We start from the raw sequence: 14,893 nt of genomic DNA, 5'->3' as shown, positions 1-14,893 counted from the left end.
AACTTCATTATAGAACTTTCATTTAGATTACTTACATTTTGTTTTGATAAGTTTTACGGTAATCTCCAGGAGAAAGCCCAGTCCTTTGTTTAAAAATTTTAGTAAAGTAAGAATAATTATCATACCCTACTTGACAAGATACTTGTGATATCGAGATATTTGTTTGAGATAGGAGAGATTTAGCAGCATTAATGCGCTTATCCGTTATATATTTAACAAGAGTTTCTCCAGTTTCTTTTTTAAAAATTCTAGCTAAATGATCTGCACTGAGATAAACCATATCTGCTAATATAGAACGATTTATATCCTCATAGTAGTGATGATCTATGTATTCGACAATACGTTGAATACTATTTTTCTGGTTTTCAATGTTTGTTGCAAATTTCTTAGCATGTGACCAATAATAATCAAAGTAATCCTGAAATGATTCAACTGAATGAAAGCGTCGTTGGAATAAGAAATCATGAGTGCTGTTTTGGAATAATTTATGTGCCGAGATTCCATTTTGATCTAGATATATTCCTATTTGTTGAGTCCAATCTAGTAAAATTTGTTGTAGTGTGAAAGTAGGAATTTGAGAATTATAAGCAAGTGAATTAATTTTTTCTCTTAATTCGTATTCACTTAAGGTATCTAAAAAAGTAATTGAAAGAGTTTCTGTTTTAAAGGAAGTTGGAAAACTATGTGGAACACATGTAATAGTATTCCAATAAGAAACATATTGTTCATTATAAGTGTAGAGTTCTTTGGTATGAAATAAAATATCGGATAGTTTATGGCAACTCTTATATATAATGTTTGAGTATTTACTAAAGTTATTAGAAATTTGAGAATGAATCTCATATGCCAATTTGTCACTACGTTTGGATGAGTCTACTCTAAAGAGACAAACATATTGATCAACCTGGCTTTCCATCTTGAATAGACTTATCAGCTTATAAGAAGGTTGTGAAATTCTTTGAAGTTCTCTTTTTAGTTGAGAAGTCCATGATGGAGTTTCTGCAGAATAATCTTCTTCATTAAGATTGATTGTTAAAACTGCAAGAAAAAAATACTGGTGTTTTTGAAGAATAAAATCTTGTTTGCTTGCTATATTTTCTAGCTCATCAATGCGAGAAATTTGAGGTTTTCTAAGGTAATCATACCAGAAGTTATCTTCTATTTGTAAAAGTGCATCATTTTTTCCGTTTAAGTTATGATTCTCAATTTTACTAATGGCTTTTTGAATAATAAATTCTAATTTTTCAAAGTTAATGGGTTTTAGATAGTATTCGAAGCTTTGTAATTCAATTGCTTTTTGAGCATAGTTGAAGTCGGCGTAATTGGTTAAAAAAATTGTTTTTATATCATATTTTTCATTTCTAATCCACGATAAGAGTTCGAGGCCACTACCTTGAGGCATTTCTATATCGCTTATCATGAGATCAATAGGATTCTCTCTAATAATATTTTGAGCTTGAGTGAGGCTATAGGCAACATAAACAGTGTCAATGTGTAGTTTATCCCAATTTATTTTCTCTCGTAAAGCCTCAATGATAAAGCGATCGTCATCAACTAATAAGATGTTCATTATAACCTCCGTCTATAATCTTGTATGGAATAAGTAAAAGAATTTTAGCCCCACCTTCTTCATTATTTTCAAATGCAATACTATAGTCATTAGGATAGAGAAGATTTAAACGTTCGATGGTGTTTGTGATCCCAATATGATGTCCATCTTCTGTTATTAGAGACTGTTTCTGATTTAGTTTTGATAAAATTTCTTCAGAGAAACCTGGACCATTATCCTCGATACAAATCTGAATATAATCTGAGTTCTCAGTTTTTACTTTTTTTATTGATAGTAAAATTGTAAATAAATCTTGAAATGAAAAACCGTGTTTGATTGTGTTTTCAATAAACGTTTGTAACAGTAATGATGGGACAAGAGTATTTTGTAAATCAGAATTGTAGTCTAGTGAAAAGTAGATACTATTTCCATATCGAATTCGTTGTATTTCTAAATAATCTTTAATATGCTGAACTTCATCTTTAAGTTCTGAAAAATCTTGATTAGCCATAAATAAATGACGGAGATAATTTGAAGTTAGGATAGTTAACTCTTCAATTTCTTTATAGTTTTTTGTTTGAAGCATACTATGAATCATTGATAACATATTTAAGTAGAAATGCGGACGAATTTGGTTCTTAAGATAATTAAGTTCTATCTTCTTAAGTTCTAGTTGTGAATGGTATTCCCGTATTTTTAATTCTTGCATGTCAAATATTACTTTATTAAGTTTATCATTTGCCTTATCAATTTCTAGTATACCTTCAGATATAAAAAATTCAGAAGGGGGGATGGAGTCCCCAAGTTGAGAGAGTCGTTCAGTGAGTCTTGTTATTGGTTTAATCATCCATTGACGGATATACAGGATAATGATGATTGATAAAATGGTGATAATGATAGGAACAGCTGATAAAAATACTTCTAAGAGTGTGATATTTCTAAAGACTTCGGCATAATCGACTAAAACATAAATATCGAAAGGTAAATGCGTTTTTTCATTTTGAGCATGAATCAGGTAGTTTTCGGAGGGTATATTGTTAGGCTCTTTTAGAGAAAGTTTACCATTATTTCCAATATTAAGTTTTCTTAGAGGTTTTAGGATATCTTCTGAAGATATGACGGCATAAATGATTTTTCCTTCGTAATGAACAGATTTAACTAAGTATTCGCTGTTTTTAGTAGTTACATTTTTCCATTTACGGTCACTTATATCACTACGCAATGATTTTAGATTTGATTTTAACAGTAGATAATCTTCATATGGAATATAAAGATTGGAGACATTTATAAAATGATCAGTACTATCGGTTTCTAATAAGAATGTCATATGAGTTTCATTTTGATATTCAAACTCTGTAAAGCTAGTTTGAACTTTTTTGAGATCTTCTTGATAGTCAAGAAACGTTTGTACATGATTTAATTTCTCTAAAGATTCATTATGCGTTATTGTTGAGTACATAAAGCGTTCTACAGAATGCAATTTCTCATTAACAGAGTCAGCATAAATTTCAATTGAACTACGTAGGTGTACTATATTTTGGTTTTTAATAAAATTTCTGGTTATGTTACTCATAGCAATATTGATTAAAATATTTATCAATAGTAGTACAAGTAGGAGTTTAAAGAAAAAATGAATGGAATGTTTTTTTGATAAGTCGTGATTTAATTTCATATACTATTCTCCTCTTAAAATTATAGCACTTTGAAAATACGATATCATGTAACAAAACAGATATGTTTTATCAAGATGTCGGAAAAGTAATAGTTTTTAAAATTAAAAAACTGAAAAATTGATAAACCTAGTCCAAAAAGTTCTATTAAGGGAATTCTATATGGTGTAAAATAATCGTAGAAAATCAGATGGGGGGAAAAACATGAAAGTAGCATTTCAACTTCATAAAATAAAATTAAAGCATAGTATTCCGTTATATATATTACTTTTTCCTTCAATATTGCTATTGATTTTATTTTCCTATATTCCCATGTTGGGACTAATTATTGCATTTAAAGACTATTCACCAGCCAATGGTATCTTTGCTAGTCAGTGGGTAGGATTTAAGTATTTTACTCAATTTTTCTCATCATTCCAATTCGGGACAACTATGTTCAATACATTAAAAATTTCACTTTATAGTATTGTAGTAGGATTTCCCTTACCTATTATACTAGCTATCATTAGTAATCAGTTAAGAGTTGGGAAATTTAGAAAAATATTTCAAGTGACAACTTACTTACCTCATTTTATCTCTACAATGGTTATGTGTGGGATGATTATCTTATTTTTATCTCCTACTAGTGGTTTGTTAGCGAATGTATTTAAGTCTGTTGGAATCACTATTCCAGATTTTTTATCAAAACCTAGTCATTTTGCAGGTGTTTATGTTTGGAGTGATGTATGGCAACATATTGGTTGGGATAGTATTATTTATCTGGCGGCGCTTTCTGCAATTGATCCTACATATTATGAGGCTGCAACTATGGATGGTGCCTCTAGGTTACAAAAAATTCGGCATATAGAATTACCATTGCTTTTGCCGACTGCTATGATTTTATTAATATTAAGAGCAGGTAGTTTATTAAGTGTAGGGTTTGAGAAAGTGTTACTACTACAGAATCCACTTAATTTAGCAGGAAGTGAGATAATTTCGACCTATGTTTATAAAGTTGGTATGGTGAATTTTCAGTATAGTTATTCGACAGCTATAGGGTTATTTAACACCGTAGTCAATCTAATAATTTTGTTATCTGTTAACTGGTTCTCAAAAAGATATACTAGAACGGGTCTTTTTTAAAGGAAGGAGTGCTTAAAGTGAGATGGTTTCATAAATCAAGAAAAACAAACTCTGAATTATTATTTGATATAGTTACCTATGGTTTAGCAATTTTCCTCATCCTGTTAATTGTTTATCCGTTATGGTTTGTAGTGATTGCATCTTTTAGTAATCCTTCAGATGTTGCAAATGGAAAGGTATGGTTTATTCCTAGAGAATGGAAATTAGATGGATATTTACGTCTTATTCAACAACCTTTATTCTTACGTAGCTATCTAAATACCATTTTATATACTGTTGTTGGTACCTTAGTTGCTTTAGTAGTCAATATTCCAGCTGGTTATGCTTTATCTAGAAAAGAATTAGTTGGTAGAAAGTGGATGAGTATTCTATACATAATCCCTATGTTTGTATCAGGTGGCTTGATTCCTACCTACTTAACAGTAAAGAATGTAGGCTTGATTGATACATTTTGGGTAATGGTAATACCTTTTGCAGTTTCATCATACAATATTATTGTTGCTAGAACTTTCTTTAATAATAGTATTCCAGATGGGATGTGGGAGGCTGCGCAGATTGATGGCTGTGGTACAATTCGTTATTTTATTAAAATAGTTGTTCCGTTATCAAAAGCTATTATAGCAGTTATTGGACTTTGGACTGCAGTTGGTATTTGGAATTCGTGGTTTAATGCTTTAATTTATTTAACGAATGAAAATTTACAACCATTGCAATTAATTTTACGACGTTTACTAATTAGTAATCAAATGTTACAATCGCAAGCAACAGGAGAAGTGGCATCAGATCTTCGTATCAAAGCTGATATGATGAAATATGCAGCAATTGTTATTTCAACCGCTCCGATTATGTTGCTATATCCCTTTGTTCAAAAATATTTTAATCAAGGCGTAATGATTGGCGCCTTGAAAGAATAGGAGAAAAACATGAAAAATAAATCATTTACATATTTGTTCTTAGGAACAGTTACACTTGCTGGCTTAACAGCCTGTGCAAATTCCAATAATGCGAATAAGGACGATAAGTCTGGAGAAGATTCTTATAAAATCACAACTGTTCGTTGGTCTGACTGGGGAGAAGATTATCATAAAGGTTTTCTAACTGATTCTGCCAAAGAATCAGGTATCGATGTTAAATGGGATACACTTGTAGCTGCAGATTGGGTAGATAAGAAATCTGTGTTGGTTGCTAGTGGAGATTTACCAGATGCATTTTTAGGTTCAAATGCTTTTACAGATTCAGAAATTGCTCAGAACCAATCTTTATTTATTCCATTGGAAGATTTAATCAAAGAAAACATGCCAAATTTAACTAAGGCTATGGAGAAAGAACCTAAGATTAAAGCTATGATTACTTCACCAGATGGTCATATCTACAGTCTACCTAAAAAATTACCGATGCGTCCTACTGTAGCTAATCAGCTATTTATTAATAAAAAGTGGCTGGATAATTTAGGATTAAAGGTTCCAGAAACTTATGATGATTTAGTAAAAGTACTACAAGAATTTAAGGATAAAGATGCGAACGGAAATGGAGACGCTTCTGATGAAATTCCATTCGGAGCAGGAAACTTTGATCCAACATTCTCATATATTCTTCCGTTCAATAATCGTTTAGGGGCAGATAATACATATGAAATGTCTGTAAAAGATGGAAAACCAGTCTACCTTCGTACAGAAGAAAGTTATAAACAAGGGATTGCAGCAATGCACGAATCTTATAAAAAAGGTTTGATTGATCCGGAAATCTTTACAGAAGATACCTCTATGAGTGTTGCGAAACGTATGGATAAGGGAGTATCTAGAGTAGGTGTTTCTAGTGGTTGGACAGCAGATGCAACGTTTGGATTACATTCAAGTGAGTATATTGCTCTACCTGCTTTAAAAGGTATGGATGGTAAACAATATGTCTTTTCTGATCCAGATCATTACAACTATGGTCGAAATGAAATTTTGATTACAAATAAGAGCAAAAACCCTGCTAAATTATTGAAATGGTTGGATAAATTATATACAGATGAAGCAAGTATTCAGAATTTCTATGGATCATTTGGAATAGCTACTGAAAAGAATGGTGATAAGTTTAAAGTGTTACCTCCTAAAGATGGTAAATCAGCTGATGAATGGGCATGGATTAATTCACTTCGAGATTTTGGTCCTAAATACGTAAGCGATGATATCAATAGTCGCGTAGAAATCGATCAAACACAAGGTGATGGATTGAAATTGAAGATGGACCAAGATTTGAAACAATTTGCGTTGCCAGCTTACCCTAATGTGATTTATTCACAAGAAGAGCTTAACAAATTATCATCAATCTATGTTAGCATTGAATCCTATGTCAAACAACAAGCATCTAAATGGGTAGTTGAAGGTGGCATAGAAAAAGAATGGGACTCATACAAAGAAACTCTTAAGAATATGGGATTGGACGAATTTATGAAGATTCAACAGGAAGCATATAATCGTTACCAAAAAGAAGTCAAAGAGTAATACTTTATATGAACTCTTGGTTGTATAAACAAGGGACTAGCTAATTACAGGAAGCGAGACTGATAACATCAAATTATCTCGCTTCCTTTATTCTAATTTTTAAAGAAATTTGGAAATGTTTTTTAAATAATTTAGGTAATATTTTTGTGCAACTGACATTCTAAAATATAGAGTTAAGACGATTGATTTTATGGAGAATATATTATGCAAAAATTATTTTCATTAGATGGAAAAGTGGTTAGAATTTTAACTTTTTTGACAGATTTAATTATTTTAAATACTCTATTTATTGTTAGTTGTATTCCAATAGTTACAATTGGGGCATCATTAACTTCTCTTACGACAATGTGGTATCGTATTTTAAAAGGTAAAGATACCGATATTGCTTATCATTATTTTCGGATCTTTAGACAAAATTTTAAACAATCAACTTTTATTTGGTTGTTTATCCTCCTAATAGAATTACTTTTATATGTGAACTATTGTCTTTGGGGCTATTCAAGTTTACTTTCAGAGTATAGTTTATTGTTAGTGTTGCCCTTTTTATTTGTTATAATACTTTTGATGAGTGTTATTTTTCCCTATATTGGTCTATTTAAAGATAATCTAAAAAATAGTATTGTAAATAGCGTATTAATTTGTATGTTAAATCCAATACAAGCTATCATGTTGGTTTTATTTAATATGTCTGTACTGTATATGAGTTTTAGTAGTCCAGAACGAGTTTTAACAGCTATTTACGTATTTACATTTGGGGGATTTGCTTTTTGCGGATTGATGAATGTAACGATAACAAATAAAATGTTTGATAAGGTAAAGAAATTTACTAAAAGGAGGAAAACAAAGTGAAAATTTTTAAGGGAGAGTTTTATCGAATCTCTGTATTAACAGACAAGCTAGTAAGGTTAGAATACTCTCAAACTGGAAGTTTTGAGGATAGAACGACACAACTTATCTATAATAGAGATTTTGGCCAAGTTTCGTTAGATTATATCGAGACATCAAACGTACTAGATATTATGACGGACTATTTTCATTTGCATTTTAATAAAGGAGAATTTAACGCCGAAAATTTATTTATAGAATTAAAAGGAAATTTTGCCGTATATGGTAGTCGCTGGTATTTTGGTGAATCTATTGAAACGTTAAAAGGAACAGCTCGGACTCTGGATAAGGCAGATGGAGCAATCTCGTTAGAAGATGGAATTATTAGCCGAAATGGTATAGCCTTATTGGATGATTCTCAAGGATTTATTTGGGATGAACAGTCTGGTTATATTGAGAGAGAAAATCAAATTGACCTCTATTTCTTTGCCTATGGGCATGATTATAGAGGAGCAATCAGAGACTTTTACCATTTGACTGGCTCAACACCCTTGCTGCCAAGATATGCTTTAGGCAATTGGTGGAGTAGGTATTGGCCTTATACGTCGGATGAATACTTGGATTTAATAGACAGATTTGAAACAGAGAAAATTCCATTATCTATCGGTGTTTTAGATATGGATTGGCATATAACTGACATTCCAGCTCGTTTTGGAAGTGGCTGGACAGGATATAGTTGGAATAAAAACTTAATACCAAATCCAGAACAGTTATTGCAACAACTTCATGATAGAAAGTTAAAACTCTCCTTAAATGTCCATCCTGCTGATGGTATACGGGCTTATGAAGAAGCTTATCCTCGAGTCGCCAAACGATTGGGGTTAAATGTAGAACTAGAAGAACCTGCTATTTTTGATTTTTTTAATCCCTCTTTTAGAGAATCCTACTTTGAAGATGTTCATTATAAGCTAGAAAAGCAAGGAGTAGATTTTTGGTGGATTGACTGGCAACAAGGGACACAAGGCATGTTGGATCCACTATGGCTTTTAAACCATTATCACTATCAGGATAGTTGTAAACATTCAGAAGGTGGCTTGATTTTATCAAGATATGCAGGTCCTGGTAGTCACCGCTACCCTGTTGGTTTTTCAGGGGATACTATTATTAGTTGGAATTCGTTAAGATTTCAACCTTATTTTACAGCGACAGCATCAAATATCGGTTATAGTTGGTGGAGCCATGATATCGGTGGACATATGTTGGGGGATTATGACGAAGAGCTACAAACTAGATGGCTACAGTTTGGTGTTTTTAGCCCGATTACTCGATTACATAGTTCTAGAAGTCCCTTCAATAGCAAAGAACCTTGGTTTTTTTCAGAAACAACATCTAAGATTATGAAGAAATACCTTCGTTTGAGACATCAGATGATTCCATATCTATATACCATGAATGTAAAGACACACGAGGAAGGTGCCCCATTAATCAGCCCAATGTATTATTTCTACCCAGAGAATGATGAGAGTTATAATGTTCCAAATCAATACTTTTTTGGAACAGAACTGATGGTGGCTCCCATTGTAGAAAAGATGGACTTGGCATTCAAATCTGCAAAAGTGGATGTATGGTTCCCTGAAGGTGAATGGTATGACTTCTTTTCAGAGAAAAAATATACAGGTGGTGTGAAGTTAAGTGTTTATCGAGACATTTCGATGATACCTGTGTTTGCAAAAAGTGGTGCAATCATTCCCTTGGTTGGTTCTGAGATAGATATGGGTGTTGATTTACCTGAAGTTGTAGATTGGTATGTATTCCCAGGCAAACAACATTCTTTTGAAATGATTGAAGATCAAAATGGTCAAAGATATAAAACAAGATTGTCAATCGACTGGAAAATGGGGATGGTAGAGCTAACATTACAAGGAGATTCTAGTATCGTTCCAAGCAATAGAAAACATAGAATTCATTTTAAAGGAACGAATGTGTCTATAATTGAATTGCCAAATAAGAATGATACAGCTAATTTTGAATGGAAAGATAATAAAACACCATCTCTAAATGATGAAGTTTTTAGACTACTAAAGACGGCTTCTCTTCCATATGAATTAAAAGATAGATTGTTAAATCAATTCATCAATGCCAAAAATTCTCATGACTTAATGAATATCTTGCATCATCAGGATAAGGAATTGAGAGGGCGTTTGTTGGAAATGATATTTACTAATGAAAACTAATTGAAATAATTAGAAAGTCATTTGTTTAGTGTATATGAAGATTCGGTATGGCATTTGTTATCATTGGTCACATTGAAAATGTGAAATAAGCACCTACAACATAGACTTTACAACACTTCATGGTTCGATCCGTGAGGTGTTTTTCTATTTAAGTCAAAGCCAATCAAAAAATCTCACTATTCTTAGGCTAAAGGAGAACTAATCATAGTGAGATTGTGAATTATAGTAGTTTTTGTATGGCCTCTTCAATTTGTTTGGGGTCTGTTTTTGAAGAGAAGCGTTCAAAGACCTGCCCATCACGACCGATGAGAAATTTAGCGAAATTCCATTCGATTCGTTTTCCCAGTGGGCCAGATTTCTGGTCTTTTAACCAGACATAGAGAGGATCTGCCTCCTTACCGTTGACCTTGATCTTGGCAAAACGTGGGAAGGTGGTTTGATAATGTAGGCTACAGAAGGTGTTGATTTCCTCTGCGCTGCCTGGTGCTTGTCCCATAAACTGATTGCAAGGGAAGTCTAAAATCTCAAAACCTTGTTCTTGATAACGGTCATAGAGTTCTTGGAGACCTTGGTACTGGGGTGTTAAACCACATCCGGTAGCAGTGTTGACAACCAAGAGAACTTTCCCACGATAGGCATCTAGTGGAGTTTCTTGATTGTCTTGGTTCAAGACTGAAAAATCATAAAGTGAAGTCATGAGGGCCTCTTTTCTTTTTCTACATTGTAACAGTTTTTACTTTTTTCGTCGAGTCGGATGGAAGATATTGTTGAAAAATAGGTTCTTGATATAATAGAAACCGTTTACAAACAGCTTAAAAAATGGTGTGGTTTAATTAAACCGATTTACTTAGCTGCTATAAATCTCTAATTTGAGATTTAGTTCCTATTGATTTATTGGAGTGTATACATGCAAACAAAAACAAAGAAACTCATTGTGAGTTTTTCTTCACTTGTTTTATCAGGATTTTTATTATACCATTATCTGACAGTTGGAGCGGAAGAAACGACTACGAATACCATTCAGAAAAGCCAGAAGTTCAGTATCAGCAAAGGGATGCAAAAAATTTAGTTGAAAATGGTGATCTTGGTCAGACGGAGGACGGAAGCAGTCCGTGGACAGGAAGCAAAGCTCAGGGGTGGTCAGCTTGGGTAGACCAGAAGAATAGTTCTGCAGATGCCTCAACTCGAGTTATTGAGGCTAAGGATGGGGCTATCACTATCTCAAGCCATGAGAAATTAAGGGCAGTGGTTCACCGTATGGTCCCTGTTGAAGCTAAGAAAAAGTATAAACTGCGTTTCAAGACTAAAACAGATAATAAAGTCGGGATTGCTAAGGTTCGTATCATTGAGGAAAGTGGTAAGGACAATCAATTGTGGAATTTTGCAACGACGTCAGGAACAAAGGACTGGAAGACCATTGAAGCAGACTATAGCCCGACTTTAGATGTTGATAAAATCAAGCTGGAGTTATTCTATGAAACGGGAACTGGGACTATTTCTTTTAAGGATATTGAACTGGTAGAGGTAGCAGACCAGCCTTCTGAGGATTCTCAAACAGATAAACAGCTCGAGGAAAAGATTGATTTACCAATTGGGAAAAAACATGTCTTTGCTCTTGCAGACTATACTTTATAAGGTAGAAAATCCTGATTTTGCTTCAGTCAAAAATGGAATTTTAGAACCTCTTAAGTAAGGGACAACCAATGTCATTGTCAGTAAAGATGGCAAGGAGGTGAAAAAGATTCCTTTGAAGATTTTAGCCTCTGTTAAGGATGCATACACAGCCCGTTTGGATGACTGGAATGGTATCATCGCTGGGAATCAATACTATGATTCTAAAAATGAACGGATGGCCAAATTAAACCAGGAACTGGAAGGAAAGGTGGCTGATAGCCTATCCAGTATTTCAAGTCAGGCGAGCAGCACCTATTTGTGGGAAAAATTTTCAAATTATAAAACGTCTGCGAATCTAACTGCTACTTATCGGAAATTGGAGGAGATGGCCAAGCAAGTGACCAATCCTTCTTCTCGTTATTATCAGGATGAAACCGTTATTCGAACAGTTAGGGATTCCATGGAATGGATGCATAAACATGTCTACAGTAGTGACAAAAGCATTGTTGGGAATTGGCGGTATTATGAAATCGGTACACCTCGTGCCATCAACAATACCTTGCCTCTGATGAAAGAATACTTCTCTGATGAGGAAATTAAAAAATATACAGATGTGATTGAAAAATTTGCGCCAGATCCCGAACATTTCCGAAAGACGATTGATAACCCATTTAAGGCCCTAGATGGAAACTTAGTGGATATGGGAAGGGTAAAAGTAATAGCTGGTTTACTGCGTAAGGATGACCAAGAAATTTCTTCTACCATTCGTTCGATTGAGCAAGTGTTCAAGTTGGTAGACCAAGGTGAAGGTTTTTATCAAGATGGATTCTATATCGACCACACCAATGTTGCCTATACGGATGCTTATGGAGATGTCTTGATTGATGGCCTGTCTCAACTGTTGCCAGTCATTCAAAAGACCAAGAGCCCAATCAATAAAGATAAAATGCAAACTATGTACCACTGGATTGATAAATCGTTTGCCCCTTTGCTGGTGAATGGAGAGTTGATGGATATGAGTCGTGGACGCTCGATCAGTCGTGCAAATTGCGAGGGGCACGTGGCCGTAGTAGAAGTGCTAAGAGGGATTCACCGGATAGCGGATATGTCTGAAGGAGAAACCAAACAACGTTTGCAGAGTCTTGTGAAGACCATTGTTCAATCGGATAGTTATTATGATGTCTTTAAGAATTTGAAGACTTATAAGGATATCAGTTTGATGCAATCTTTGTTAAGCGATGCTGGAGTCGCAAGTGTTCCAAGAACCAGTTACCTATCTGCCTTTAATAAGATGGATAAAACAGCTATGTACAATGCGGAGAAAGGGTTTGGATTTGGCTTGTCACTCTTTTCCAGTCGTATCTTGAATTACGAACACATGAACAAGGAAAACAAACGTGGTTGGTATACGAGTGATGGGATGTTCTATCTTTACAATGGCGATTTGAGTCACTATAGCGATGGCTACTGGCCAACAGTTAATCCATATAAGATGCCTGGTGCGACAGGAACAGATGCTAAGAGATCGGATAGTGATACAGGTAAAGTTCTACCGTCTGCTTTCGTTGGAACGAGCAAACTAGATGAGGCCAATGCGACAGCAACCATGGATCTCACTAACTGGAATCAAACACTGACTGCTCATAAGAGCTGGTTTATGCTGAAGGATAAGATCGCCTTTTTAGGAAGCAATATCCAAAACACTTCAACAGATACTGCTGCAACTACAATTGACCAGAGAAAACTGGAATCAAGTGATCCATATAAAGTCTATGTCAATGATAAAGAAGCCTCCCTCACGGAACAAGAAAAGGATTATCCTGAAACCCAAAGTGTCTTCTTAGAATCGTCCGATTCGAAAAAGAATATTGGTTACTTTTTCTTTAAGAAGAGTTCAATCAGTATGAGTAAGGCTGTCCAAAAGGGATCTTGGAAGGATATCAATGAAGGACAGTCAGACAAGGAAGTTGAAAATGAATTTCTTACGATTAGTCAGGCTCATAAGTAAAATGGGGATTCTTATGGCTATATGCTCATCCCTAACGTGGATCGTGCCACCTTCAATCAAATGGTAAAAGAGTTAGAAAGTAGTCTCATCGATAACAATGAGATCCTTCAGTCTGTTTATGATGCCAAACAAGGAGTTTGGGGCATTGTGAAATATGATGATTCTGTCTCTACTATTTCCAACCAATTCCAAGTCTTGAAACGTGGGGTCTATACGATTCGAAAAGAAGGGGATGACTATAAGGTTGCCTACTACAATCCTGAAACCCAGGAATCAGCTCCAGATCAGGAAGTCTTTAAAAAGTTAGAACAAGCAGCTCAACCACAAACTCAGGATTCAAAAGAAAAGGAAAAATCTGAAGAAGAAAAGAACCATTCGGATCAAAAGAATCTCCCTCAGACAGGAGAAGGTCAGTCAATCTTGGCAAGTCTAGGGCTCTTGCTACTTGGGGCGACTTATCTATTCCGTAGAGGAAAGAATAACTGATTTGTTCATCATCTAAGATGAATCACATGAAACTGTGGAAAATAGAAAAAATCCGAAGAAAGTCAAACATCTTCGGATTTTTCTTTTAAAAAGAGTTTGGAACAAAAAGATTTTGATTTTAGAAATTCTTTATTATAAATTTTAAAAATCGATAGATTAGACAAAAAAGCGAACAATACAGAATTCTGAGTGTCAGATAACTCGTTTTGTTCGCTTTTTATATTTAAGGTTAGACTTTTGTCCCAGACTATTTTCACTTCATTTTATCTGAGTGTAACATACTGTTGGGCAATCTCGCTAATGCGGTCAAAGTCGCCTTGGGAAGCGAGTTTATTGAGTTCGCCACCAATTCCAACGGCGTCTGCACCAGCAGCGAACCATTGAGGAATGTTGTTTAGGCCGACTCCTCCGGTTACCATTACGGAAACTTGTGGGATCGGTGCCTTGACTGCAGAGATATATGCTGGACTGAGAGCACTACCTGGGAAGAGTTTAATGATTTCACTACCGGCTTCAAGTGCAGTCGTTATCTCTGTGAGAGTAATACAGCCTGGAATGTACGGAGTGCTATAGAGATTGCACATTTTTGCAGTTTCAGCATGGAAAGATGGAGAAACAACGTAATTTGCTCCGGCTAGAATAGCATCTCTAGCAGTTACGGCATCAATCACAGTACCTGCACCGATACAAACACTTTGATCGTCCTGATACAAGTCTACAAGTTCCTTGATGATTTGCCCTGCATACTGATTGGTATAGGCGATTTCAATAGCTTTGATACCTCCCTTGATACAAGCAATCGAGGCTTGCAGTCCTTCTTCCTTTGTATTTCCTCGAATAACAGCGACAATTTTTTGTTTTTTTAGTTCAATAATCGTATCTGATTTGGTCATGTA

General features: G+C 34.5%; 9 protein-coding genes and 1 pseudogene. 6 read left to right on the top strand and 4 right to left on the bottom strand.

Annotation, left to right across the window (positions count from 1 at the left end):
* Nucleotides 1-31: 31 nt before the first annotated feature.
* Together PCY12_RS05190 and PCY12_RS05185 are read right to left on the bottom strand one after the other, a co-directional pair.
* Entirely contained in the window at nucleotides 32-1,570 is a 1,539-nt protein-coding gene (locus PCY12_RS05190) for a helix-turn-helix domain-containing protein (protein ID WP_301351902.1), read from the bottom strand.
* Nucleotides 1,551-3,221, bottom strand: a complete 1,671-nt coding sequence (locus tag PCY12_RS05185; protein WP_301351900.1) for a histidine kinase — start codon at nucleotides 3,219-3,221, stop codon at nucleotides 1,551-1,553. Before PCY12_RS05185 ends, PCY12_RS05190 begins: the two co-directional genes overlap by 20 nt.
* A gap of 202 nt (nucleotides 3,222-3,423) precedes the next feature.
* Between PCY12_RS05185 and PCY12_RS05180 the strand changes: the two genes are divergently transcribed.
* From PCY12_RS05180 to PCY12_RS05160, 5 genes are all read left to right on the top strand, one after another.
* Nucleotides 3,424-4,341, top strand: coding sequence for an ABC transporter permease subunit (locus PCY12_RS05180; RefSeq protein ID WP_301351898.1), 918 nt, complete (start codon nucleotides 3,424-3,426; stop codon nucleotides 4,339-4,341).
* A gap of 17 nt (nucleotides 4,342-4,358) precedes the next feature.
* Complete coding sequence (locus PCY12_RS05175) at nucleotides 4,359-5,255, top strand: carbohydrate ABC transporter permease (RefSeq protein ID WP_001267167.1); 897 nt, start codon at nucleotides 4,359-4,361, stop codon at nucleotides 5,253-5,255.
* A 9-nt stretch (nucleotides 5,256-5,264) separates the two neighbouring features.
* Nucleotides 5,265-6,830, top strand: coding sequence for an extracellular solute-binding protein (locus PCY12_RS05170; protein ID WP_301351896.1), 1,566 nt, complete (start codon nucleotides 5,265-5,267; stop codon nucleotides 6,828-6,830).
* Between the two features lie 204 nt (nucleotides 6,831-7,034).
* On the top strand, nucleotides 7,035-7,679 hold the full coding sequence (locus PCY12_RS05165; RefSeq protein WP_173229315.1) for a YesL family protein: 645 nt from the start codon (nucleotides 7,035-7,037) through the stop codon (nucleotides 7,677-7,679).
* Complete coding sequence (locus PCY12_RS05160; protein ID WP_301351895.1) at nucleotides 7,676-9,889, top strand: TIM-barrel domain-containing protein; 2,214 nt, start codon at nucleotides 7,676-7,678, stop codon at nucleotides 9,887-9,889. The genes PCY12_RS05165 and PCY12_RS05160 overlap by 4 nt, the downstream gene beginning before the upstream one ends.
* 220 nt (nucleotides 9,890-10,109) lie before the next feature.
* Here the strand turns inward: PCY12_RS05160 and PCY12_RS05155 are convergent, their stop codons facing one another.
* Entirely contained in the window at nucleotides 10,110-10,586 is a 477-nt protein-coding gene (locus tag PCY12_RS05155) for a glutathione peroxidase (RefSeq protein WP_301351893.1), read from the bottom strand.
* Nucleotides 10,587-10,796: 210 nt separating this feature from the next.
* Between PCY12_RS05155 and PCY12_RS05150 the strand changes: the two are divergent.
* Nucleotides 10,797-13,997: pseudogene (locus PCY12_RS05150) on the top strand (LPXTG-anchored hyaluronate lyase).
* 263 nt (nucleotides 13,998-14,260) lie between these two features.
* Here PCY12_RS05150 and PCY12_RS05145 read toward each other — a convergent pair.
* Nucleotides 14,261-14,890 carry a bifunctional 4-hydroxy-2-oxoglutarate aldolase/2-dehydro-3-deoxy-phosphogluconate aldolase gene (locus tag PCY12_RS05145; protein WP_049513598.1) on the bottom strand — a complete coding sequence of 210 codons (630 nt, stop codon included), beginning with the start codon at nucleotides 14,888-14,890 and terminating at the stop codon, nucleotides 14,261-14,263.
* Nucleotides 14,891-14,893: the final 3 nt, after the last annotated feature.

Origin of the sequence: Streptococcus sp. SPS1 (genome assembly GCF_030439915.1) — a bacterium.
Taxonomy (GTDB): domain Bacteria; phylum Bacillota; class Bacilli; order Lactobacillales; family Streptococcaceae; genus Streptococcus.
This window is presented reverse-complemented; position numbering and strand designations above follow the sequence as displayed.

What these genes read in the sequence shown, in the direction of transcription:
- PCY12_RS05190 (WP_301351902.1), bottom strand. Translation starts at nt 1,570, where the DNA reads ATGAACATCTTATTAGTTGATGACGATCGCTTTATCATTGAGGCTTTA.
- PCY12_RS05185 (WP_301351900.1), bottom strand. Translation starts at nt 3,221, where the DNA reads ATGAAATTAAATCACGACTTATCAAAAAAACATTCCATTCATTTTTTC.
- PCY12_RS05180 (WP_301351898.1), top strand. Translation starts at nt 3,424, where the DNA reads ATGAAAGTAGCATTTCAACTTCATAAAATAAAATTAAAGCATAGTATT.
- PCY12_RS05170 (WP_301351896.1), top strand. Translation starts at nt 5,265, where the DNA reads ATGAAAAATAAATCATTTACATATTTGTTCTTAGGAACAGTTACACTT.
- PCY12_RS05165 (WP_173229315.1), top strand. Translation starts at nt 7,035, where the DNA reads ATGCAAAAATTATTTTCATTAGATGGAAAAGTGGTTAGAATTTTAACT.
- PCY12_RS05155 (WP_301351893.1), bottom strand. Translation starts at nt 10,586, where the DNA reads ATGACTTCACTTTATGATTTTTCAGTCTTGAACCAAGACAATCAAGAA.
- PCY12_RS05145 (WP_049513598.1), bottom strand. Translation starts at nt 14,890, where the DNA reads ATGACCAAATCAGATACGATTATTGAACTAAAAAAACAAAAAATTGTC.